The organism is Pseudomonadota bacterium (genome assembly GCA_026388215.1).
Taxonomy (GTDB): Bacteria; Desulfobacterota; Syntrophorhabdia; order Syntrophorhabdales; family Syntrophorhabdaceae; genus JAPLKF01.
In genome coordinates, this window is sequence record JAPLKF010000036.1 from 1 (window position 1) to 23,392 (window position 23,392).

Consider the following 23,392-nt stretch of genomic DNA (forward strand, 5'->3'; position numbering starts at 1 on the left):
GTACAAAGTTGATTATCTTTTTTGTTCCGTCTTTGCATGTTACTGTATAGGTTCTTGGTCTCTTTTCACCTTTTTTGACATTTTTTAAGTCATCTATCCATGTAGAGATGACCGTGTGTCTATATAAAGCATCAGGGTATGTCTTTCTAAACCACGTTTTCCCGTCAGGAAGGTCATGAAGATCATAGCCAAAAATTTCCTTGAATTTATTGTTAAGGTAAGTAAAGGTATTATTCTTCCCAATAACCATAATACCATAAGGTGCATTATCTGCGAGGACCTGGAATCTTTTTCGTTCTTTTAATATTTCTTCCTCTGCCTGCTTTCGCTCGGTAATATCCTCATAGAACAATAAATATTTTGAATTCTCTAAAAACCCGGTTTCCAAGATTACAGTAATGATACTTACTACCTTTTTCTCTCCATTTTTGCATGTTACTTCAAGGATTTTTGCTTCTCTTTCGCCCTCTTTTTTGTCTTTTATATCTTCTTCCCATGCTGCTATTACTTTATTCCTGTATCCGGAATCAGGATATGCCTTTCTATACCATTCTTTTTTGGAAGGAATATCCTGCAGGTCATAGCCAAATATTTCTTTAAACTTAGGATTGAGATACATAAAACTCTTATTTTTATCTATGATTGATATTCCAAGTGGGGCATTTTCCGCAAGAGCCAGAAATTTTTGCTTCTCATGGAGGGGTACCGGTTCGCTTATTAGTTGTTCCTCTGGTTTATCTTTGTCTTTCATCCTGCGTATCTCCCTTGCTGGTTCAGATAGATAACAAGTATTGTAGCAATTTTTTCCAGTATAGCCTTATTTTCTCACAAAAACATCCTTTTTTTCGAGTCGCTTACCCGATCCTTATCCTCGGGTCTGCCACTGCATAAGAAATATCAGCAAGCAGGTTACCGAGAAGTGTTAAGAAGGCACCGATTACAAGGATGCCCATGATGGTGGGGTAATCCCTCGCCATAACGCTCATATAAAATAGCTGGCCCATACCCGGTATGGAGAATATGCTCTCAAATATAACACTCCCGCCGATAAGCCCTGGGACAGAAAGCCCTAAAATCGTAATGACAGGGAGAAGTGCGTTTCTCAGGGCATGTTTCCTGAGCACAACACCCTCTGGAAGTCCTTTTGCGTAGGCGGTTGTGATGTATTCCTGTCCTAAAACCTCAAGAAGGCTGCTCTTCCAGATATACATACAGGCAATATAAGATGCTTCAATACATCGATTACCTTCTCAAAGGGTGAGAGCTCACTAAAGTTGAAGGATTTTATGCCTGATATGGGCAGTAGTTCAAGGTAGACACCTAAAAACATCATTAAGAGAAGCGCAAGCCAGAAGGTTGGGGCAGCATACCCTGCAAATACAAAGGAGGTTAAAATCTTATCCATCACGCTATCCTTATATCTTGCGCAATAGATACCGATTGGAATACCCACAAGGAAGATTAATACCATTGAAAGAAGGTTTATTATTATTGTGATAGGAAGCCTCTCTTTGATTTTGTCTATTACCGGTCTTCGATCAGTGGCAAAGGACATACCAAAGTCGAGCTTTACTATTCTTTTCAACCACAGGTAATATTGAACATGCATAGGTTTATCCAGCCCATAAAAACTCCTTATGCGCTCTCTTACCTGTTTTGTAACCTTCGGATTCATCTCGGCTTCAAGAACCCCTGGCTCACCAGGTGTAAGATGAATTACAACAAAGGAAATCAGTGTAATACCAAACAGCATCGGTATCATAAAAAATAATCTTTTAAGGAGATAGCGCAGCATTTATCTTATACCTCTTCTGTCCCTCCGGGACGTACCATTTTATAAAATTATGGGTCAAGCCGGATGGGGAAGGCTCTATCCCCTTAAATCTTTTGTGGATTGCGAGTGTAGCATACGGTACGAATAGAAATGTATGGGGCTCCTCCTCTGCCAGTATCTCCTGTATCCTGAAATAATATTTTTTTCTTTCTTCCTTGTTTAACGTATGCCTCGCCCTTACAAGCAACTCGTCAACCTCTTTATTTTCAAAGGATATAAAATTTAATTCCTTTACCCCCTGTTTTGATGAATGCCAGATGTCATATATATCAGGGTCGTTGGGAATAGTCCAGCCCAATATCACTGCTTCAAAGTTCCTCTTGTCTATGAATTCATTAATAAAGCTGGCCCACTCGATAACCCTGATCTTTACCGTTATTCCAATTTCCGAGAGCCTGTTCTGTACAAGCTCTGCACATTTTATTCTCACATCGTTACCCTGATTAACGAGTAAGGTAAATTCAAAAGGATTCCCATTTTTATAGAGAATGCCATCTGAACCCTTTTTAAACCCTGCCTCATGTAAAAGAGAAAGCGCCTTTTCTTTATTATATTCATACCTCTTCACATCTTTGTTGTATGCCCACATATCAGGCTTAAACGGTCCTGTTGCCTCCACACCCTGGCCAAGGAGTATCCCTTCAATAATCTCCTTTTTATTGATAGCGTAGCTTATTGCCTGCCTCACCCTCTTATCCTTAAAAAATGGGTGTTTAAGATTATAACCAATGTATGTATAACTAAAGGAAAGGTATTTGAATTTATTAAATTCTCTATTAAACCTCGGGTAATCTGTCTGTCTCACAAATTGTAATGGAGTAAGCCCCATCATGTCTATGCTGTAATGTTTCAATTCGAGGAACATTGTCGCACTGTCAGGGATGATCCTCATGATGTACCTCTCTATATATGGTTTGCCCTCAAAGTATTGTTCATTCGCCAAAAGTACAACGCGATCGCCCGGGATCCATTCTTTAAAAACATACGGACCTGTCCCCACCGGTTTCCGGGAAAGGGGGGATGTCGTGATATCGCGGCCTTCCAGGAGGTGTCTGGGGAGTATGGCGGTAGACCAGCTTATAAGCGCAGGTGCGAAGGGTTTACTGTATGTCACCTTGAACGTGTAGTCATCGAGGACCTTTGCTTCCTTGACGAGCAAAAAGTCCCCCGCATAGGCGGTTGGCGTTTTCGGGTCAACTGTTACTCTATATGTATACATCACGTCATGGGCAGTGAATGGTTTTCCGTCATGCCATTTCACATTCTTCCTTAAATGGAACACTATGGATAGGTTGTCCCTGGAAAGCTCCCATGATTCTGCAAGGTCGCCAACAATATTAAGGTTTTTATCGTATTTGACAAGACCGTTATATACAAAAGATGCAACATCATGGGATGGGCTATCCGTTGAAAGTATCGGTATCAGGTTTGATGGCTCACCAATCGATGCAGTAATAATCGTATCACCGTATGTCGGTGTTCCAGGATTATCATACAATGCCACATCCTCTCTCTGAGAGCATGAAATGGACAAAAAGATAAATAATGCATATATAAGAAGTCTCTTCACAGGCATTTTGATTTCCGTTATTCTAACAAAGGTAAAACTTAAAGTAAAGTTAGGCATCTTAAGTATTTGAGCAGGATTAAAAAACTTGTGGATGTTTGTATAAAGTCTTCTTGAAAAAAGGGGGTCAATGTTGTAATTATCATAGTATGGTTTAAGCAATGGGATATAAAAATCGCACGTACAAAAAAAGAAGACGATTGTTTATCCTTTTTTTCTGCCTATTAGCTTTTCTGGCAATTTCAGTAACCTTCCTTATAAGGTTTTCAACAAAGTACATCAGGACAGAGCTTGAGCAAGCCCTTGGAGACAATGTAAAAACAGAGACCGTAGCTATTGGTTGGGGCAGTATCCATGTGAAAGGCCTGGTATTCATTAAGGATGGCGAGATTTCAGGCAGGATAAAACAGCTCAGTATCAGACCAGATTTTCTTAGCCTGCTGAAACGAAGCATTTCCGTCTCAAGCCTTTACCTTGAGGAGCCTTATTTCAAACTTCAGCTAAAAAAAGATGGTCAATTAGTGATACCAATTTCTATACCTGAGAGTAAAAAACAGACAACCCCGGATACAAAAGAACCAACGACGGTGAAGCTAAAAAGAATTTACGTGAAGGATGGAAAAATCGATTTCGAGGACAAAAGACCTGTCCGGCCCACAATAGTTCAAATAACAAATCTTAAGGGAAGACTGGATAATCTGTCATTTCCACTAAAAAACAATCCTTCGTATATAGAGATTCAGGCAAAGGTGAGCGGCACATTGTTATCGGGGTTCATAAAATGTAAGGGCCATACAAATTTTAAAACAGGTGTTTCCAACGTACAATTTAATGTTCAAGGAGTAAATGTCCTGGACGAGTTTGACAGATCAGTGGTGAGCGCTGAAGGTGTCAGCTTCCATCTTTCCCGGGAGAGAGAGGAGGATCCAAGAACCCTTCTTTCTGGCGTTATCATTACAAGACCACATTTCAGGATCGAGGTTGACAAAAAGGGGGGGATTGCGCAACCAGTTGCAGGGGTTAACCCTTCCCAGAAACCTTCAAAAGAGCAAAAGCATGCAGTGGTAGCGATAAAAGACCTTCAGATAAGGCAAGGAACACTCCTCTATCTGGATGGCAAGGTTTCACAACCAGCTCACTCTATAAAAATTGAGGACATAGAATCAACTATTAAGAATATCGCCTTTCCGCCCGAGGATAAAAAAACAAGTTATACCCTATCAGGTCAGACTGTGGGAAAGAACAGCAGGGGAGCCATCGCGATATCAGGCATAACGAACTTCAAATCAAAAGATACCACTGCAAAGATAAAATTAAAAGATATTGATCTGACCACCCTAAGACCCTATATTGAGAACAAAGGCGACCTGGAGATTTCAAATGGTTTTCTCACCATGAATATGGACCTTGGAGTACTAAAAAGACATATACACGCACCAGGAACAGTGGTGCTCAGGGACCTTCAATTTAATTCTACAGGCGGCTTCCGGGATGTCTTTCTTGGAGTCCCAAGGTCTCTGGTGATGAATTTGCTTCAAACAGGCAACAATGAGATCGTCCTGGACTTTACTGTTGAAGGTGACCTTGATAATCCAAAATTTAACATCAGAGAAAGCCTCCTGAGAAGATTGACTGTAGGTCTTGCTGGAAAGGTAGGTCTATCCGTGAAAGAGACTGGAGAATCATTGATTGTACTCGGTGGTAAAGGCATCAAAGAGACTACAAAAACATTAAAGAAGGGAATAGATAAGCTTTTAGGAGGCAAGCGATAAACATGAATTGAGACATACGGGTCAGGGAACAAATTGGATATAAAAAAAATACTTTCATGGTGTCTGTTTGACTTCGCCAACTCAAGTTACTCCGCTGTTATCGCTGCGGTAATCTTTCCTGTCTATTATACAAATGTAATAGTTGGAAATGAATGTGGTAAGGGTGATTTATGGTGGGGTAGAGCGATCGCTTTAAGCATGGCGATTGTGGCAATAAGCTCCCCTTTCCTCGGTGGAATTGCTGATTACGCAAGGATAAGAAAGAGATTGCTTGCTCTTTATACCATCCTCTGTATTGCTGCAGTGGCTTCTTTATATTTCCTTCAAAAGGGCATGATTATTGAAGGCTTCATTCTTATTGTCCTTGCAAATATTGGACTGGAAGGCGGTGTTGTTTTCTATAATTCCTTCCTCCCGGATATTACAGAAACAACGCACCATGGCAGGGTATCAGCCTGGGGCTATGGAATTGGTTATCTGGGTTCCATACTTTCACTATTTCTGGCCCTTTTCCTGATAAAAAATGGTTTTCTGAACATCACATGGCCTGTGGTGGCTCTATTTTTTGGAATATTCTCCTTGCCTGCCTTTCTGTTTCTTCCTGCAGACCTTAAGAAAGAAATAAAAATATCCCGTGCGGCAAAAAGTGGTCTTCATTACACATGGAAAACTTTAAGAAAGATATGGTCGAATAAAGATCAGAGGAGGTTCTTGATAGCCTATCTCCTATACGAGGATGGCGTGAACACGGTTATAGTCTTTTCAAGCATATTTGCTGCCACAACCCTTCGATTCAAATCCGAGGAATTGATCGGTATGTATATTATTGTGCAGGCTACAGCCCTTATAGGGGCATTCTTTATGGCAAGACCAACAGATTACTGGGGGCCCAAAAAGGTAATTACCATATCGTTGAGCCTGTGGATTGCTGTCTCTTTTGCCGTCTTTTTTGTTCAGGAAAAGGGTCATTTTATGATTATCGCTTCTGTTGCAGGGCTTGGCCTTGGCACAGTGCAGGCAGCAACGAGGGCATTCTATACCCAATTTATTCCAAAAGGACAGGAGTCAGAATATTTTGGTGTTTATACCCTTGTAGGCAAATCATCAGCAATTGTTGGTCCCCTTGTGTTTGGCTATACATCTTCAATGTTGGGAAACCAGAGGCCTGCTGTATTATCAGTTGCCTTATTCTTTCTCGTGGGGTTAATTATTATCCAGACGGTTAGAGGTGGAACACCAAATGTATAAAGCTTTTCTTCGATTCAGACATTGGATTAAAGACATTAGACCTTAGACCATAGACTGACGTCCAATGTCCAATGTCCAACGTCTGCTTTGGCTCGTGGTCTATAGTCTAAAGTCTTGTGTCTGAATTACAATAAGGCTTTTACTTGAACTTATGATAATCTTTATTTCTTTCGTAGAGCATCTTGAGCCCTCTTAGGGTGAGAAATTCATCCACCTCATCGATAGTCTCTGATTCTTTATATATCAGGCTGGCAAGACCCCCTGTGGCAATTATATATGGGTCTGTTTTTACTTCTTCTTTCATCCTTTTTACTATCCCATCCACAAGGCTCACATATCCGTATATGATACCTGATTGCATTGCATATACTGTATTTTTCCCTATGATACTTTTTGGCTTAATCAATTCTACCCTTGGAAGTTTAGATGCCCTCTCAAACAGGGCTTCAAGGGATATCATAATCCCGGGCGCAATAGCGCCTCCTACATACTCCCCCTTAGGTGTTATGTAATCAAAGGTTGTTGCCGTACCAAAATCGACAATAATGAGGGCCCTTTTATATTTTTCATACCCTGAAATTGCATTTACAATTCTATCTGCTCCAAGCTCAGAGGGGTTTTCATAAAGGATGGGCATTCCGGTTTTTATCCCCGGTTCAACGAGTATTGGTCTTATACCAACATATTTCCGGCAGATAATTTCGAATGGAATCAAAAGCGGTGGAACTACACATGATATGACGGCACTGTCTATCTGGTTAAGCTTGATTTTTTCAAAGTAAAGCAGGCTATTAAGCAGTATTGCATATTCATCTACTGTCTTCTGAATTGATGTGCTAAGCCTCCAGTGATTTATAAGTACATCGTCCTCATAAACCCCGAAAACTATATTGGTATTTCCAATATCAATTACAAGGAGCATTAATATTCACATCCCCCGCAATAATCCTTTTTACCTTTCCACCTATGTTAAGGAGCATCGCACCATTTTTATCTATACCTTCAGAAAATCCCTTATAGTGTTCCCCCATCTGGACTACTTCTACATACTTACCTTTTACTTCTGCCCTTTTTTCCCAGACCTTACAGATTTCTTCTTCTCCCTTTTCTTTAAAAAATGTATAGTATTTCTCCAGATTTGCAAGCAGGATACCACACACGGGAGCTCTTTCATATATCCTTTTCGTTTCCATGAATAGAGAAGTGGCCTTTTGTTTTATCTCTTCCTCTATCTCCATTTCTTTCATATTTACGTTAAATCCGATACCCACAATAACAAAACTTACAATGTCAGCTTCAGTTGAAAGCTCAAGAAGAGTGCCGCACACCTTCTTCCCCCTGATTAGCACATCATTGGGCCACTTTAGTGTGGGTCTTTCCCCTGTAAGGGCCTCCACTGTATCATATACGGCAAGGGATGATATAAATGTTATTGGATATACATTTGATGGATGAATATGGGGTTTAAGGATGACAGATAAATACAAGTTTTCCCCGCGAGGTGAAAACCACCTTCTCCCAAGCCTGCCTTTCCCCGTCTCCTGCGATTCTGCAATAACGCATGTACCTTCTGGTTCACCTCCAAGGGCCAGCCTGAATGCAAAGGTATTTGTAGAATCAATGTGTTCTTTGTAAATAATCTTCCTTCCAATGAGTTTTGTATTGAGATGTCTATCGACCTCCCATGTGTAAAGTTTATCGGGCGTTTCAACAAGCCTATACCCCTTACCCTTTAATTTCATAATGGAGTATCCCAGGCGCTCAAGTTGATTGATATATTTCCATACCGCTGTCCTTGATACACCCAGTCTGCTGGCGATATAATCCCCGGATATAAAATCCCCTTTCTCCCTTAAAAATGTGAGCGCTGTTCTTATTCTATCCATTTTCGATGTTATCATAATGTGAGAAATACATAGTAAAAGATGCCCTGCCCTGTGAAAGAGATCTCACGTCTGTTGAATAACCAAACATCTTTGTTAAAGGTGCATAAGCCTGAATGACAGTAACCTTATCTTTCGTTGATAAATTTGTAATCTGGCATTTTCTTCCATTTAAATCCCCTATAATATCCCCAAGAAACTCGTTTGGTACCGTTATTGTAAGTGACATAACAGGGACAAGGAGAACGGGCTTTGCCTCCATGCATGCCTTCCTGAATGCTTCATAAGCTGCCATCTTAAGGGTAAGCCTTGCAAACTCAGGATTGTTAAAAGAAGCATCCTGAATGTCAACCATTATATCCGTTAAGGGAAACCCTTTGATAACACCCATATTGGAAGCTTCCATAACCCCTTCTTCAATCGCTGCAATATACGGGAACACAGGATGTTCTTCTGTGATATGGGGTACAATAATAATACCTTTGCCTCTATTGTTAGGCGAAACCCTTAATGATACCCATCCTTTACAGGAAACATTATTTATCAATTTTTCAAAGGACTGCTCTATTGATGCATCCTTTTCGATAGCCTCTTTATAAACTACCTGAGGTTTGCCCACCAGGAGGTCAATTCCAAATTCTTCTTTTATTCTCCTTACAACTACATCAAGATGCAACTCTCCCATGCCTGAAATTACTGTCTGATATGAATCTTCATCGGTTTTTAAAATAAATGTAGGGTCTTCTTCTGTAACCCTCTGCAGTGTAAGAAGAAGCTTATCCTGGTCTATATTCCTTTTTGATTCCACGGCCACCGAGATTACAGGCTGATAGATTTCAATGGGTTCCAAAAGTATTGGTTTAGTTTTGGTTAATGTGTGGCCGGTTGAAGTTTCCTTCAATCCCACAATTCCAACTATTGCCCCTGTTCTGGCTTCCTCTATCCTTCCCCTGTGGTTGGCATGGATTCTAAATATTCTTGAAATCTTTTCTTTCTTTTCAATGTTGACGTTATATACTTCATCACCTACCTTCAATACCCCTGAGTATATCCTGATATAGGTGAGTTTCCTTCCCTCTTCTATAACAACCTTAAATGCAAGGGCAGTGAAATCTTCATCGTCTTTTGCTTCTCTATATTCCCATTCACCTGTCTTAGGGTTTTTGCCCTGAACCGGTGGGACATCAAGGGGCGAAGGAAGATAGTTTATAATTCCATCCAGAAGGGGTTGTATACCCTTATTCCTTAATGCAGCACCACATAATACAGGTACACATTTTAGTGAGATGGTGGCTTTTCTCAAGGCACTATGGATTATGGGCTCTTCTATTTCTTTCCCATCCAGATAGAGTTCCATAAACTGGTCATCGACTAACGATAATTTTTCAAGGAGTTTTTCTCTATATTTGCGGGATTGCTCCCTGTACTCCTTTGGAATCGATATATAATTATATGTTGCGCCAAGGTCTTCTTCGTCCCAGACAATGCCTTTCATCATTATCAAATCAATAACACCAAAAAAACCGTCTTCCTTACCGAGAGGTATCTGCAAGGGGATTGGATTTACCCCAAATTTGTCAATCATCATGTCCATCACATGAAAGTAATCAGAGCCAACCCTATCGAGCTTGTTTACAAAGGCAATCCTTGGTACCTTGTATTTATCTGCCTGATGCCAGACAGTTTCTGACTGGGGCTCTACGCCTCCAACTCCGCAGAAGATTGCTACCATCCCGTCAAGAACCCGAAGCGACCTCTCCACTTCAATGGTGAAATCTACATGTCCTGGCGTATCTATAAGCTGAATTTCATGATTATCCCAGTATAAAGTTGTTACCGCAGAAGTAATGGTTATACCTCTTTCCTGTTCCTGAGGAAGATAATCCATTATCGCAGTCCCTTCATGTACCTCTCCTATCCTATGAGTTTTTCCTGCATAGTAAAGTATGCGTTCTGTAACGGTTGTTTTACCAGCGTCTATATGTGCTGCAATACCGATATTCCTTATCCTTTTTATTCTCAAAGTTTCCCTCTTCATTTCGGTAAAGATATTGGACTATTATGCTGAAAAAGTCAATAAATTAAGGGTAGAGAGCGGGGTACAATATGCAGAATATGAAAGTCAGCATTGTTTAAAATATTTTTTCTTGATGTCCAGCATAAAGCTGGATTAAACCATACTGACTACTGGTTACTGAACTCTCATATTTCTTCAAGACCATTAATATATTCAGCAATGACCTGACAGTGATCTGATATCCTGCCAAGGTTTATCAGCATATCAATAAATATCGGGCCTGCCTCTGCCCGACAAATCTTCTTGTAGAATCTTTCTAAATGTTTTTCCATTGCTCCATTAATTTTAAAATCAACTTCTTTCTTACGCTCAAAAACGTTTTTTATTTTCCCATCATCCCTTTCCTCAATCAGAAAGGCAGCATCTTCAAGATTTTCAATAACCAGTTTCTCAATCTCCTTTAGTTCCACTTTCGCTGCTATAGAAAATACTGCTTTCCGCTTATATTTTGATTCAGACAGGTCAACCAGGTTTATTGAGTGATCGCCTATTCTTTCAATATCATAAACAATTGCAGCAAAAGCAAACAGTTTTTTAGACAATTCGGGGGAAAGTTGCCCACAGGAAATATTCCACAGATACCTTGTTATTTCAGCCTGCAAATTATCAACTACCAGCTCAATATACATAATATCCCTTCTTTTCACTTCACTATACGTTGATATTAGACCCAAACTCTCAGAGAGCATCCTCTGGGCAAGGATAATCTCTCTTTTTAACTCCTTTTTCACACAAATAAGTGCATCTTCAGCTTTTGATAAACATTTTTCATCAAGAAATTCTGGCCATAGCGGTAATGTTTCATCTTTGCCAGGAATGACCCTTTTAATCAATTCAGAAAAAGGGGTGAGCAGAAAGATAAAAATAAAAACAACCAAAAGGTTAAACAAAAAGTGACTGAGGGCAATCTGTTGCGCCACATTTGAAGACATTTTTTTAAGAACCACAATAAAAAAAGGAAAAACTATCAGGCCTATTATTACCCCAAAAAATTTAAAAAAGATATGGGAAACAGCGCTTCTCTTTCCATTGATATTTGCAACAATACCGCCCATTAGAGCAGTTACTGTTGTACCAATATTTGCTCCTAATACAACAGGAAAGGCATTCTCAATGGTGATTAAACCCTGCTGGCCCAGAATAATGAGTATACTAATTGGAATAGCCGAGGCATGAACAATGCCGGTAAAAATAATCCCGATACCCACACCAAACAGGGGGTTTTTTGTTTTTTGAAAAAAATTGACAAATGTCTGATTATCCTTTAAAGGAAGGGTTGCTTCTGCTGCCAGACTTAAACCAAAAAATATTAAACCAAAATATAGTATTGCCTCACCGATTGGTTTCCACCTTTCCCTCCCCAAAAGCCAGAGGATACCGCCTAAGAATATAAAAATTGGCGAGATGGCAGTGAAATTCCATACAACGAGTTGAGCTGTGAGCGTTGTTCCAATATCGGCACCTAAAATTATACCCAGTGAGTGGTAGAAGCTTATTAAACCGGCGCTCACTATCCCGACGGTAAGAAGTGTAGTTGCAGAACTACTCTGAAAAAGAACAGTTGCTACTATACCCATAAATAAACCGTAAAGCGGTTTTTTAACAGAAAATTTAATATATTCACGGATACGAACGCCAAAAAGCTTTTGTATTCCAGCGCTCAATTTTATCATCCCGAACAAAAAGAGGGTCAAGCCTGTAATGAAAAGAAGAATGCTATTAATCATATAGCAACTGCGATAGGGTTCAAGGAGTCCTTGTCCCCTTGATTCCTGATCATTATTTTATGAAATCCTGCTGCCATCTGGAATATCACTATCAGGGGTTATCAACACTATAGAAGTTCTATCTTCATTCGATGCCGCAAGAAGCATCCCATGGGATGTTACCCCCTTTATGGTTCTTGGCTCTAAATTGGTAACCACCACTATCTTTTTACCAACCAATGCCTCTCTTGTATAAAAAGGCTTGATGCCGGCAACAATGGTACGTTCCTCCCCGATATCTATTGTCAGCTTGTAGAGCTTGTCAGCTCCCTTGATCTCCTCACATGCCTTAACCCCTGCAACCCTCAAATCCATCTTCTGAAAATAGTCAAAGGTGATATCCTCCATAGTTTTACTCCTTTGCCACTATATTTTTTAAAATACCAATGCCTTCAATTTCCACCTCAACTTCATCGCCAACCTCAATTGGACCCACCCCTGGAGGTGTCCCTGTGATTATCACATCACCGGGCAACAGGGTCATAATTGCAGAAATAAAGGCAACCAGCTCATATACATCAAAAATCATGTTTTTTGTGTTTGAATGCTGTTTGGTAACTCCATTCACTCTTGTGGTGATATCCAGATGAGGAGTGTCTACATCCGAAACAATTCTGGGACCCAGAGGACAGAATGTATCAAAAGACTTTGCCCTCGTCCACTGCCCGTCTATCCTTTGCAGGTCTCTTGCGGTAACATCATTCGCACAGGTATAACCAGCAATATAGTGATGGGCCTCCTTTTTAGAAATATTTCTAACCTTATCCTTAATCACGATTGCCAGCTCCCCTTCATAGTGGACTTCCTTACTTTGCGGGGGATACATTATCAACCCTTCATTTTCGATGACGGCAGTCGGCGGCTTAAGAAATATCAGTGGATAGTCCGGCACCTGTACATTCATTTCTTTTGCATGGTCATGGTAGTTTAGCCCTATGGCGATTATTTTCGTTGGATGGAACATAATTCCTCCCTTTCTTAATGTTTAATCTATTTTACGCTTCTCATATTATATGCTGTCAAGAAAGAAATTGTTGCACAACTGTAGTCTATTGACAAAAAAAATGTTTGCAGTAAAATATTAATTAATAGTGTATTACCATGCATAATTACCAAATACAACCAATGGCAATTAAAAAAATCCTTATAATACCTTTCACTTTTCTTTTTTTATTTGCCCTTATCGGTTGTGCCATAAACCCTGTAACAGGAAAAAGTGAGTTGATGCTCGTATCTGAACAAGAGGAAATAGAAATGGGCAGAAATCTGTATCCAAGCGCCATGTGGGGGGCTGAAGGAGGTGGAGGGGAATACAGAGACGAGAAACTAAAGGCTTATCTAAAAGATATTGTGCTGAACATTCACAGGGTCTCTCATAGACCGAACTTGCCAGTGGCATTTGCAATCCAGAATAGCTCCGTACCCAATGCGTGGGCAATTCCAGGTTATGTGGTGATTACGAGAGGGCTGCTCACAGGACTTGATAATGAGGCAGAATTTGCCTATGTTATGGGGCATGAAATGGGCCATGTATCTGCAAGACACTCTGCAAGTCAAATATCCTATGGGATGTTGACCCAGCTTGCGCTGGCAGGTGCGGGGGTTGCTCTCACAGGGAGTGACTATTCGGATATTGCACTAACGCTTGGATCAGTCGGGGGTAGCCTATTACTCCTGAAATATAGTAGAGATGACGAATTGGAAGCCGATAGATTGGGCGTATCATATATGTCGAAACTTGGATACAGCCCGAGAAACGCAATAAGTGCCCACAGGAATCTTGAAAGGGTATCAAATGAATACATGAAGTCCCTGGGAAAAGATCCACAGGAGAGGGGATTTTTTGAAGATTTACTTTCTACACATCCGAGGACTTCGGTAAGGATGGAGGAGTTGCAACATATCATAAATACCACACAACCTGCTGCTGTGAGGGGAGATGGCACCAACAGAAACAAATTTCAGACATTGATTGGGGATATAAAAAATATAAATAATGTTTACCTGGAATATTATGATAAAGCAGTAAGGGCATTGAGAAAAGGCAACACATCAGAGGCTACAACCCTTGTATCAAGGGCTATAGCTATAAACAAAGCACAACCACCCTTTCATGCACTAAATGGTTTCGTAATGCTCAAAAACAAAAATTACGCGAGCGCTGAAAGATCATTTAACAATGCACTGAGCCTGGATAACAATTATCAACCTGCATATAGGGGATTAGGAGCCGCTTGCTACCTCCAAGAAAACTATGCAGAAGGTATACAATACCTAAAAAAGAGTATATCCCTTTTCCCCGAAGATGTTCCCTCCCATTACTTCCTGGGTATGAGTTATTTTAAAACAAGGGTGTACGGGTCAGCAATTCCACATCTGAGATTGTTTGCCAAGGCACAACCAAAGCACCCGAGCATACACGGTGTGCTGGGTATATGTTATGAAGGCGTAAACGACCTTTCTTCCGCCTATAATGAGTATGCTTTGCAACTCAAAGTAAACCCGAATAACGAAATGGGGAAACGCTCTGCCGCACGGGTAGAGGTGCTAAGACAAAGAATCAGATAAAATATAGTATGCAGTAGGGAGTAAGCAGAAGACAAAAGCAAACACCAGCAGGCACCAATAAAATCCTAAATCAGCAATCCAGCATCCGCTATCAAATATCAAGAAATCACTTCTTCAATTCTTTTCCGATTCTTTTCTCTACAGATTCTATCTTTTGCTTTAATCTGCCACCCTTTCCTTTTCTTATATCCATTTTTACGGATGAATAAACCCTGTTACAATCCGGTTCAAGTACCCTGTATGCATTTTTTACAATATTCAGAGCTTCCTCAAGGGTATCGACTTCAATAATGGTTCCCATCGCAGTTAATCTGTATGAAGTTTTGCTCTCGTCTATCATCTTTATAATCCTGCTCACATATTCACTCATACTTTCCCCCTTATCAATGGGAAACATAGCAAACTCCAATAAAACAGACATACTTCACCCCCTTTCTATCATCAGGAACTATTATATATAACGCTCATCCTTTCATCATATTCCCCTCATATTTATTATGATATAATAACCTGAACAATACAATCCTAACTTAGGAGAGCATGTTATGAATATTGATAGTTTTTTAAAGGGCCTTGAGGATTTTTTAGGAAAGAACCAGATAATTCTGGAAAAAGAGGGACTTTCACATTTTTCTTACGATGCTACAGAACAGCAATTCATGCCAAATGTTGTTGTTATGCCGGAGAATACCGAGCAGGTATCAAAGATTATGAGGCTTGCCTATGAACATGATGTGCCCATAACCCCCCAGGGTGGAAGAACAGGGCTTTCCGGAGGAGCATTGCCTGTTAAGGGTGGTGCGGTGTTATCTCTGCTAAGATTTAACAGAATATTAGAGGTAGATGAGAGGAATATGCTGGTGGTGGTAGAGCCTGGGGTTATATCGAGCAACCTTCAAGAAGAGTTAAAAAGGTATAACCTCTTTTTTCCACCTGACCCTTCAAGTACAGTTGAAAGCACGATAGGCGGGAACGTGGCAGAGAATGCAGGTTATACAAGGGCAGTAAAATACGGTGTTACGAGAGATTATGTTCTGGGAGTTGAAGCGGTCCTTCCAGACGGTGAAATATTGCAATTAGGTGGTAAAACGATAAAAAATGTGGCCGGGTATGATATGGTTTCTCTACTTGTAGGATCCGAAGGAACCCTTGCTATTATAACAAAAATTATTTTTAAGCTCCTCCCACGTCCTAAAGTGAGAAACACCATTATCATATACCTGAACGATCTTTTTAGGGCAGCAGATTTAATCGTTAATGTATTCAAAGCAGGTATCATACCCTGTGCAATGGAACTTATGGATAATACTACAATAAATACTGTAGCGGATTATCTAAACACAATGTTAAGGAGGGATGCTGATGCGCTGGTACTAATAGAAGTAGACGGGCACCACGAGGAAGCAGTGCGTGAGGAGGCTAAAGAAATTTTTACACTGTGTAATAAACTTGACGGGGTCATAGAGGCAAGGCTCGCAGGGGATGAGGAGGAAGCAGACCGATTCTGGAGAATAAGAAGGGAGGTCCTTCCATCTTTAAAGGCGCTCGGCAAGGACCATCTGGAGGCAGACGTGGTTGTCCCCCGTTATCAACTGCCACTTCTCGTAAAGGCTATAAGGGAGCTCGAATATAACAAAGCAATAAGGGTTGCAACATACGGACACGCGGGAGATGGAAACCTCCATGTGACAATACTTCACCGCAGGAGGAATTTTAATGAGTTAAACGAAGCATATAACCTTTTAGAAAAGGTCTACCGGAAGGCATTAGAAATGGGGGGAAGCCTCACAGGGGAACATGGTGTGGGCATTACGGTTAAAGACTATCTAACCCTTCAAATGTCAGATGCAGAAATAGCCCTGATGAAACGTATAAAACAGGCCTTTGACCCGAAAGGGCTTTTAAACCCTGGTAAAATCTTTTAGGATTGATAATAAAAATTCAGCTTTTGGGAGAAAAAACTTATAAATGTCCCTTCTCATATAATCGTATAATATTTATAGTTTACAAATTCTGATCGATAATATATAACTGTATATTCAAAAGATCCTCCATTCTAAAGTGGTAGATATAGATGGACACCAAAATTAAGTCAAATAAGTCATTTACAGAAATGCACCGGCAAAAGAAGAAAATCCCCCATGATAGCCAGGATAGCACATCCAGATATAAAGCCATCTTTAAACATGCAAATGACGCTATATTTCTCATGAAGGGCGATATATTTATCGATTGCAATCCCCAAACCCTGGAGATGTTTAAATGCACGAGAGAGCAGATTGTTGGGCAACCCCCTTATAAATTTTCACCACCACTTCAACCAGATGAACGTGATTCCAAAGAAAAAGCCCTTGAGAAGATAAATGCCGCCCTCTCTGGTAACCCCCAGTTTTTTGAGTGGAAACACTGTCACTATGATGGTACACCCTTTGACGCAGAGGTAAGCCTCAATTCTATAGAATTAGGCGGTGAAACACTTATACAGGCAATAGTACGTGATATCACAGAACGAAAGCAGACAGAGAAAGAGCTCCGTGAAAGTGAAGAGCGTTTCAGGGATATCTCCAATAGTATTGCTGACTGGATCTGGGAGGTTGATGAAAATGGTGTATACAGATATTGTTCAGAGAAAACCAAAGAAGTGCTGGGCTATACCCGGGAAGAAATCATTGGAAAAACTCCCTTTGATTTCATTTCACCAGATGATAGAGAACGGGTTTCAGGCATTTTCTCAGAGATAGCCCGGGATCGAAAACCTATCATAGACCTTGAAAACTGGAACATAAGAAAGGATGGTAAACCTGTCTGTCTTCTCACTAACGGGTTTCCTGTATTTGATGAGCAGGGAAATTTTAATGGATACCGCGGCGTAGACAAAGATATTACAGAACGTAAGAAGGCAGATATAGCTTTAAGGGAGAGCGAAGAGAAATATCGTACCCTTATTGAGGATTCAAGGGATGCGATATTTATCACGACTAAAGAAGGGAATTTTATTGATGTAAATAAATCGTTTTTAACCCTTTTTGGTTATAAGAAAGAAGAGTTGAAAAAACTTAATGCCAGAGATACCTATCTCAACCCCTCTGAAAGAGAAAGGTATAAACAGGAAATGGAAAAAAATGGTTCTTTAAGAGATTTTGAGGTCAGGTTACAGAAAAAGGATGGGAAGGTAATGGACTGCCTACTTACAGCAACTGCCAAGCGCGCCGATGATGGAAGTCTCCTGGGTTATCAGGGTATCATCAGGGACATTACAGGGCGTAAACAAATAGAAGATACAATCAAAGATTCCGAACGGCGGTTAATCGACATCATTAATTATCTTCCTGATACAACATTTGTAATAGGTCTTGATGGCAAGGTAATAGCATGGAACAAAGCCGCAGAAGAAATGACCGGTGTTAAGGCTAAAGATATATTGGGCAAAGACAATTACGAATATGCCCTGCCATTCTATGGAAAAAGAAGACCCATATTAATAGATTTAGCGCTGTCCTTTCATGACGAGACAATTGAAAAGCGGTATCCATTCGTGAAACGGGAGGGTAGTACCCTTGTTACGGAACTATACGTTCCTGCTTTTAAGCCTGGCGGGTCTTATCTATGGGCAAAGGCTAAACCCCTGTATGATGTCCATGGAAATATTGTTGGAGCAATCGAAACGGTGCGTGACATTACTGACATTAAGCACACCGAGGAAAACCTCAAAAATGCTTACAAGACAACCCACGAGATTATAGAAAATGCCCCTTTCGGTGTTTCTGTGTTAAACGAGGAAGGTAGTATCGAATATACAAACCCTGCACAGCTCAGGATAACAGGCGCTACCTACGAACAGTTGATAGGTCTTAACCTGTTGACCTTCCAATCCTACATAGAAACGGGTCTTGTTGAAAAAATCCTTGCAGGTTTACGAGGTGAGCCTTTCAGGGTAGATGCTGTTAAATACACATCACATTTTGCTAAAAAAACTACTATTAGAAACTTTATTGGAATACCATTAGAACAAGAAGGAACAAAAAAGCTGCTTTTATTTGTTGAGGATATTACTGAACGAAAGTTCGCAGAAGAGGCATTAAAGGAAAGCGAAGAAAAATTCCGTTCTATTTTTGAGGGATCGAGAGACGCTATATACACCACCACAGGGGATGGCAAACTCACCAGTGTCAACCAGTCCTTTCTGGACCTCTTTGGCTATGCAAAGGATGAAACAATGAAGCTCAACGCAAAGGCTGCATATGCAACATCTGAAGACCGTGAAATATTTAAACAGGCTATAAAAGAAAGCGGTTCTGTCAGGGATTTGGAACTTAAGCTTCGAAATAAAGATGGAAGAATAATGGATTGCCTGCTCGCAGTCACCACAAAACAGGCCGGTGATGGTAGAATTCTTGAATACCAGGGCATCATCCGTGACGTCACCGAACGTAAGAAGGCAGAAGAGACAATCACACATATGGCTTACCATGACGCCTTAACCGGCTTACCCAACAGAATGCTCTTCAATGACCGTCTTAACATGGCAACGATTAGTGCACAGCGGAACAAACAAAAATTAGCTGTAATGATGCTCGACCTGGATAAATTCAAGGATGTGAACGATACATTAGGGCACAATACAGGTGACATGCTGCTGAAGGCTGTTGCAAACTGTCTCACAGTTGTCCTCAGAAAAGGTGATACCACTGCCCGTCTGGGAGGAGATGAATTCTTATTACTCCTGACGGATATAGTAAAAACAGAAAATGCAGGGGGGGTTGCTCAGAAAATCCTTGAAGCCTTTCAAAAACCTTTTGTCTTTGATGGTCAAGAAGTCTACATTACCACAAGTATTGGGATCGCCATTTATCCTGAGGATGGTGAAGACATCGATACTTTAATAAAGCATGCAGATATAGCCATGTACAGCGCTAAAAAAGGTGGTCGAAACGCATATCAATACTATAAGGCATGAAAGAACCCAAAAAGGAGTCTAAAACTCAACATTTTGTGTGGAAACGTAATGAGACTTCTTCATTTAATCCGTATCACAGGGCGGGACCTTTTCCTTTAAGGTCTTTAGCTTTATATCGGTAAGTTCTGGTTCAATCTCATAAGAGGACTTGGCATATTCATCCTTTTTCTTCATAATAAGCCATTCCTTTGCCTTGCCCTTAAGCCTTGTCATCACGAAGGCCCCTTTGAGCTTTTTCCCTTTAAGTACAAATTCAAGCTGTCCCTTATCCATATAACCCTTTATGAGCTCATATGTCCCAGAATCCCAGACAAGCACCGGGCCTGCCCCATAGTACCCCTCAGGGATTATACCCTCAAAAGTTCCATAATCGAGAGGATGGTCATCTACCATAATGGCAAGCCTTTTGTCGCCCGGAGACATGGAGGGCCCCTTTGGTATTGCCCATGATTTAAGAACACCATCCATCTCCAGTCTAAAGTCGTAGTGGAGTCTTCTTGAATGGTGTTCATGAACAACAAAGTATGCCATGTTCAAATAATACCATACTCGCTAAACTAAAATTCCTCGTATACCCTCTCAGGTCAAGCACAATAACGGTAATATTATCAGTACTCCCTTCATCAATTGCCCTTTCCTTTACCAGTTCTGCTGCCTTTTGAGGGCTTTCCGCTTTTCTCACCAACTCCAAGACTTCCTGAGGGATCAGCACGTCCCATACACCATCACAGGCAAGGATGGCATAATCATTCTCTTTACCCGGGTATCCCACAATTATTCTCGGTTCGCAACTTACGTAAGGTTTAAGGGATGCATCTCCAAGGGCACGGCTCATTGCAAGCATACCCTGAACCCTTGGAACATCGTAAAAAATCACCTTCCCACCGAGGGATTCTATTCTCGATTTTTCTTCAGGCAGGTGCGGTTTATGGTCAACCGTTAGTGCAAAAGCCCCGTGGGCTGTGCCAATTATTATCCTTGTGTCGCCAACGTTTGCAGCTATAAATCTATCATCTATAATATAGAAATTGGCAGCAGCGGTACCACTCTCAATACCACTACTCACAATATAGTCATCAACTATGCGATATGCATCTCTCAAGAGCTCGTACTCATGGCCCTGTTCTCTCAATGGCTTATCTGACTCCCTTGACCATGCATGCAAAAAATGGGGTGTTAACATCTCAGCCGCAACCTGTGCTGCTCTCCTCCCTGCATGACCGTCGTATATCTCGGCACTGAAAAAGTTTTTCTCTGGTATCTGATAAATCGCATGTTCGTCCTCCATCCTCTCCCGCCAGCCAATATCTTCACTGATGCCAATGAGAATATTCATCAACCCACCCTGAGTTCTTCTGTATATATTAGCCTTATATCTTTAAAAATTCCAGCTTTGTGAAACTGGTATATTAAATTTCCTGGGGAATACCTTAATTCCCTGTATACCCTTGTATATAAGGGTTTGAATAATTTGACAAATCTCAGGTAAGGTAGGTATTATATTAGCATGGCAAATAAGAAAAAACTGGTATCAGGCCAAAAACTCTCTGAAAAATTTGTCATTTACAAACCGGATCAACTAAGTTACCAAAAACTACACCTCTGTAATTACTTACGAGAATTACCCGAAATCAATCCTGATGAGGCTGGCAATTCGGGATCAGCACACCAGGGCAATAAAGAAAATCGCGTAACGGTATCTATAATTAAACAATCGAAGACTGCATTCACATAAGGGCTTAAAAAAACAAGAGTTTAATTGACAGATAAAGACAGGACTGTTATATTTAACTCCATCATGTTTGACAGGATACGTGAGGATATCAATGCAGTTTTCGAAAGAGACCCCGCTGCGAAAAGCGTAATCGAGATTATATTCTGTTACCCTGGTTTTCATGCAGTTATATTTTACAGGGTTTCTCGGTGGTTCTGGATTCACAGGATGTACCTGATCGGAAGGCTTATATCGCACATAGGGAGATTTCTGACAGGGATAGAAATACACCCAGGTGCGAGGATTGGTAAAAGATTTTTTATAGACCACGGCATGGGGGTGGTTATAGGAGAAACGTCAGAAATTGGTGATAATGTTACGTTGTACCATGGCGTAACACTTGGAGGCACCACGTGGAAAAAAATAAAAAGGCATCCTACGATTGGAAATAACGTAGTCGTGGGTGTTGGTGCAAAAATACTTGGTCCTGTTAAAATTGGGGACAATACAAAGATCGGAGCCAATTCAGTTGTAGTGAATGAAATACCGCCCAATTCAATTGTTGTGGGCATCCCTGGAAAGGTTGTATTCAGGGTTGAAGGCGAAAAACGGATTCAGATGGACAGTGCATTTATGCCAGATCCCCAATCAAGGGCCATTACAAACCTACTCGAGAGGGTGAAACAACTTGAGGAGAGACTCGATAAGCCAGTGAATAGTGATAAAGCCAGTGAATAGTGAACAGTATAAAATAAATATTCAGAATACAGGGGTCAGAAGTCAGAATTTAAAAAAGGCCGAACTCCGAACTTATAACTCCGAACTAATACCTCAAACAGTCAAATTATTGGATTAAATCGTGTACGAGGAGAGATTTTACAGGGGTATAACAAAACCAAAGGATCTGATATGTTACGAAGTCAAATTGAAAGAAACAGACCTTTTATGCTGTACTAAAGTGGATATAAAGTCATTTATAGAGGATAGGGTATTTTTTTACAGAAATCAGCTTGAGGAATACATAAGGGTGAGGCCTGTATTTAAAGATAGTTTATTGCCCATTGATTACGATGCCTTCGCACCGGAAATTACAAAGGAGATGATAAAGGCTTCGACACTGGTTGGCGTTGGGCCCATGGCTACCGTTGCAGGAGCAATTGCTGAATTTGTGGGAAGGGATATCTCCCCTTTGACGGATGAGTATATTATAGAAAATGGTGGTGATATTTATCTTAAGACAAATATTGAAAGGGTAATCCTCGTATATGCAAAAAACTCCCCATTCAGTGAAAAGATCGGGATAAAGCTGAAACCCGGTAATTCGCCTTATGGGGTGTGCACGTCTTCAGGAACTGTAGGGCATTCCTTGAGTTTTGGGAAGGCCGATGCAGTATGCATTGTGGGGACTTCTTCACTTTTTACAGATGGACTTGCAACTTGCCTGGGTAATATTGTAAAAAATAAGGATGATATCCCGGTTGCCCTTGAAAAGGGGAAGACATATTTAGATGTAATGGGCATATTAATCATCCTTGGAGAAAACCTTGGTGTATGGGGTAATTTAGATATAGTAAAAGTGTGAGGTTTATGATGAAGAAAAGAATAATTCTGAGATTTAAAAGAAATACGGTGGATAAGCCCATAGTGTATAGACTCGTAAAAGATTATAACCTGATTTTCAACATATTGAGGGCTAATTTTTCGCCAAGGGCTGATTCTATGATGGTGATGGAAATAGAAGGTATGGAAGAAAACTTTGAAAGGGGCATTGAGTATCTGAAAAGCTGGAATATAGATATAGAACCTATAGAGCAGGATATAAACAGGAACGAGTCAAAATGTGTTCATTGCGGGGTATGTACAAGTGTGTGTGCACCTGATGCGTTGTATGTTGATAGAAAAACAATGAAAGTGGGGTTTGATTACGAGAAATGTGTAGCCTGCGAGTTGTGCGTGAAGGTCTGTCCCGTGAAGGCTATGAATGTATTTTTTGATTAGAGAGAAAC

General features: G+C 40.6%; 20 protein-coding genes and 1 pseudogene. 9 read left to right on the forward strand and 12 right to left on the reverse strand.

The genetic code is table 11. The features are described from left to right. From NTU69_02755 to NTU69_02765, 3 genes and pseudogenes are all read right to left on the reverse strand, one after another. Positions 1–751, reverse strand: a 751-nt coding sequence (locus tag NTU69_02755) for a PAS domain S-box protein (GenBank protein ID MCX5802450.1), incomplete at its 3' end; no start/stop codon positions are given. Positions 752–854: 103 nt separating this feature from the next. Then, positions 855–1,795, reverse strand: a pseudogene (locus NTU69_02760) (ABC transporter permease). Further along, positions 1,776–3,410 carry a peptide-binding protein gene (locus NTU69_02765; GenBank protein MCX5802451.1) on the reverse strand — a complete coding sequence of 545 codons (1,635 nt, stop codon included), beginning with the start codon at positions 3,408–3,410 and terminating at the stop codon, positions 1,776–1,778. Before NTU69_02765 ends, NTU69_02760 begins: the two are co-directional and overlap by 20 nt. 152 nt (positions 3,411–3,562) lie before the next feature. Between NTU69_02765 and NTU69_02770 the strand changes: the two genes are divergently transcribed. Next, positions 3,563–5,173, forward strand: a complete 1,611-nt coding sequence (locus NTU69_02770) for a DUF748 domain-containing protein (GenBank protein MCX5802452.1) — start codon at positions 3,563–3,565, stop codon at positions 5,171–5,173. Positions 5,174–5,206: 33 nt separating this feature from the next. Continuing rightward, positions 5,207–6,421, forward strand: coding sequence for an MFS transporter (locus tag NTU69_02775; GenBank protein ID MCX5802453.1), 1,215 nt, complete (start codon positions 5,207–5,209; stop codon positions 6,419–6,421). 139 nt (positions 6,422–6,560) lie between these two features. Here NTU69_02775 and NTU69_02780 read toward each other — a convergent pair whose 3' ends face one another. From NTU69_02780 to NTU69_02805, 6 genes are all read right to left on the reverse strand, one after another. Continuing rightward, a complete protein-coding gene (locus NTU69_02780; protein MCX5802454.1) occupies positions 6,561–7,343 on the reverse strand; it encodes a type III pantothenate kinase in 783 nt (260 codons plus the stop codon). Further along, positions 7,327–8,307 carry a biotin--[acetyl-CoA-carboxylase] ligase gene (locus tag NTU69_02785; protein ID MCX5802455.1) on the reverse strand — a complete coding sequence of 327 codons (981 nt, stop codon included), beginning with the start codon at positions 8,305–8,307 and terminating at the stop codon, positions 7,327–7,329. Before NTU69_02785 ends, NTU69_02780 begins: the two co-directional genes overlap by 17 nt. After that, positions 8,300–10,342, reverse strand: coding sequence for an elongation factor G (gene fusA, locus NTU69_02790; protein MCX5802456.1), 2,043 nt, complete (start codon positions 10,340–10,342; stop codon positions 8,300–8,302). Before fusA ends, NTU69_02785 begins: the two co-directional genes overlap by 8 nt. A 164-nt stretch (positions 10,343–10,506) precedes the next feature. Then, on the reverse strand, positions 10,507–12,108 hold the full coding sequence (locus NTU69_02795) for a Na/Pi cotransporter family protein (protein MCX5802457.1): 1,602 nt from the start codon (positions 12,106–12,108) through the stop codon (positions 10,507–10,509). Positions 12,109–12,165: 57 nt separating this feature from the next. Continuing rightward, on the reverse strand, positions 12,166–12,495 hold the full coding sequence (gene metG, locus NTU69_02800) for a methionine--tRNA ligase subunit beta (protein ID MCX5802458.1): 330 nt from the start codon (positions 12,493–12,495) through the stop codon (positions 12,166–12,168). A gap of 4 nt (positions 12,496–12,499) precedes the next feature. Next, on the reverse strand, positions 12,500–13,111 hold the full coding sequence (locus NTU69_02805; GenBank protein MCX5802459.1) for a fumarylacetoacetate hydrolase family protein: 612 nt from the start codon (positions 13,109–13,111) through the stop codon (positions 12,500–12,502). A gap of 161 nt (positions 13,112–13,272) precedes the next feature. Here NTU69_02805 and NTU69_02810 point away from each other — a divergent pair, with 161 nt between their 5' ends. Next, positions 13,273–14,715: a M48 family metalloprotease gene (locus tag NTU69_02810; protein ID MCX5802460.1), complete on the forward strand. Its 1,443-nt coding sequence runs from the start codon at positions 13,273–13,275 to the stop codon at positions 14,713–14,715. A 106-nt stretch (positions 14,716–14,821) separates the two neighbouring features. On the opposite strand, the gene NTU69_02815 is transcribed toward NTU69_02810, so the two are convergent. Beyond that, the gene (locus NTU69_02815) at positions 14,822–15,136 is read right to left on the reverse strand and encodes an MTH1187 family thiamine-binding protein (protein MCX5802461.1); all 315 of its coding nucleotides are present in this window, start codon (positions 15,134–15,136) and stop codon (positions 14,822–14,824) included. 124 nt (positions 15,137–15,260) lie between these two features. Here NTU69_02815 and NTU69_02820 point away from each other — a divergent pair, with 124 nt between their 5' ends. Both NTU69_02820 and NTU69_02825 read left to right on the forward strand, forming a co-directional pair. Further along, positions 15,261–16,640 carry an FAD-binding protein gene (locus tag NTU69_02820; protein MCX5802462.1) on the forward strand — a complete coding sequence of 460 codons (1,380 nt, stop codon included), beginning with the start codon at positions 15,261–15,263 and terminating at the stop codon, positions 16,638–16,640. Positions 16,641–16,789: 149 nt separating this feature from the next. Further along, complete coding sequence (locus NTU69_02825; protein ID MCX5802463.1) at positions 16,790–19,672, forward strand: PAS domain S-box protein; 2,883 nt, start codon at positions 16,790–16,792, stop codon at positions 19,670–19,672. 63 nt (positions 19,673–19,735) lie between these two features. On the opposite strand, the gene NTU69_02830 is transcribed toward NTU69_02825, so the two are convergent. Next, positions 19,736–20,203 (reverse strand): 3'-phosphoesterase, encoded by a 468-nt coding sequence (locus tag NTU69_02830; GenBank protein MCX5802464.1) that lies wholly within the window; start codon positions 20,201–20,203, stop codon positions 19,736–19,738. Beyond that, positions 20,181–21,008, reverse strand: a complete 828-nt coding sequence (locus tag NTU69_02835) for a PP2C family protein-serine/threonine phosphatase (protein ID MCX5802465.1) — start codon at positions 21,006–21,008, stop codon at positions 20,181–20,183. The genes NTU69_02830 and NTU69_02835 overlap by 23 nt, the downstream gene beginning before the upstream one ends. A 171-nt stretch (positions 21,009–21,179) precedes the next feature. On the opposite strand from NTU69_02835, the gene NTU69_02840 reads away from it, so the two are divergent. The 4 genes from NTU69_02840 to NTU69_02855 all read left to right on the forward strand — a co-directional run bounded on the left by NTU69_02840 (position 21,180) and on the right by NTU69_02855 (position 23,384). Continuing rightward, entirely contained in the window at positions 21,180–21,407 is a 228-nt protein-coding gene (locus NTU69_02840; GenBank protein MCX5802466.1) for a hypothetical protein, read from the forward strand. Between the two features lie 63 nt (positions 21,408–21,470). Then, positions 21,471–22,124, forward strand: a complete 654-nt coding sequence (cysE, locus tag NTU69_02845) for a serine O-acetyltransferase (GenBank protein ID MCX5802467.1) — start codon at positions 21,471–21,473, stop codon at positions 22,122–22,124. A gap of 121 nt (positions 22,125–22,245) precedes the next feature. Then, positions 22,246–22,968: a UPF0280 family protein gene (locus NTU69_02850; GenBank protein MCX5802468.1), complete on the forward strand. Its 723-nt coding sequence runs from the start codon at positions 22,246–22,248 to the stop codon at positions 22,966–22,968. A 5-nt stretch (positions 22,969–22,973) separates the two neighbouring features. Further along, positions 22,974–23,384 (forward strand): 4Fe-4S binding protein, encoded by a 411-nt coding sequence (locus NTU69_02855; GenBank protein ID MCX5802469.1) that lies wholly within the window; start codon positions 22,974–22,976, stop codon positions 23,382–23,384. Positions 23,385–23,392: the final 8 nt, after the last annotated feature.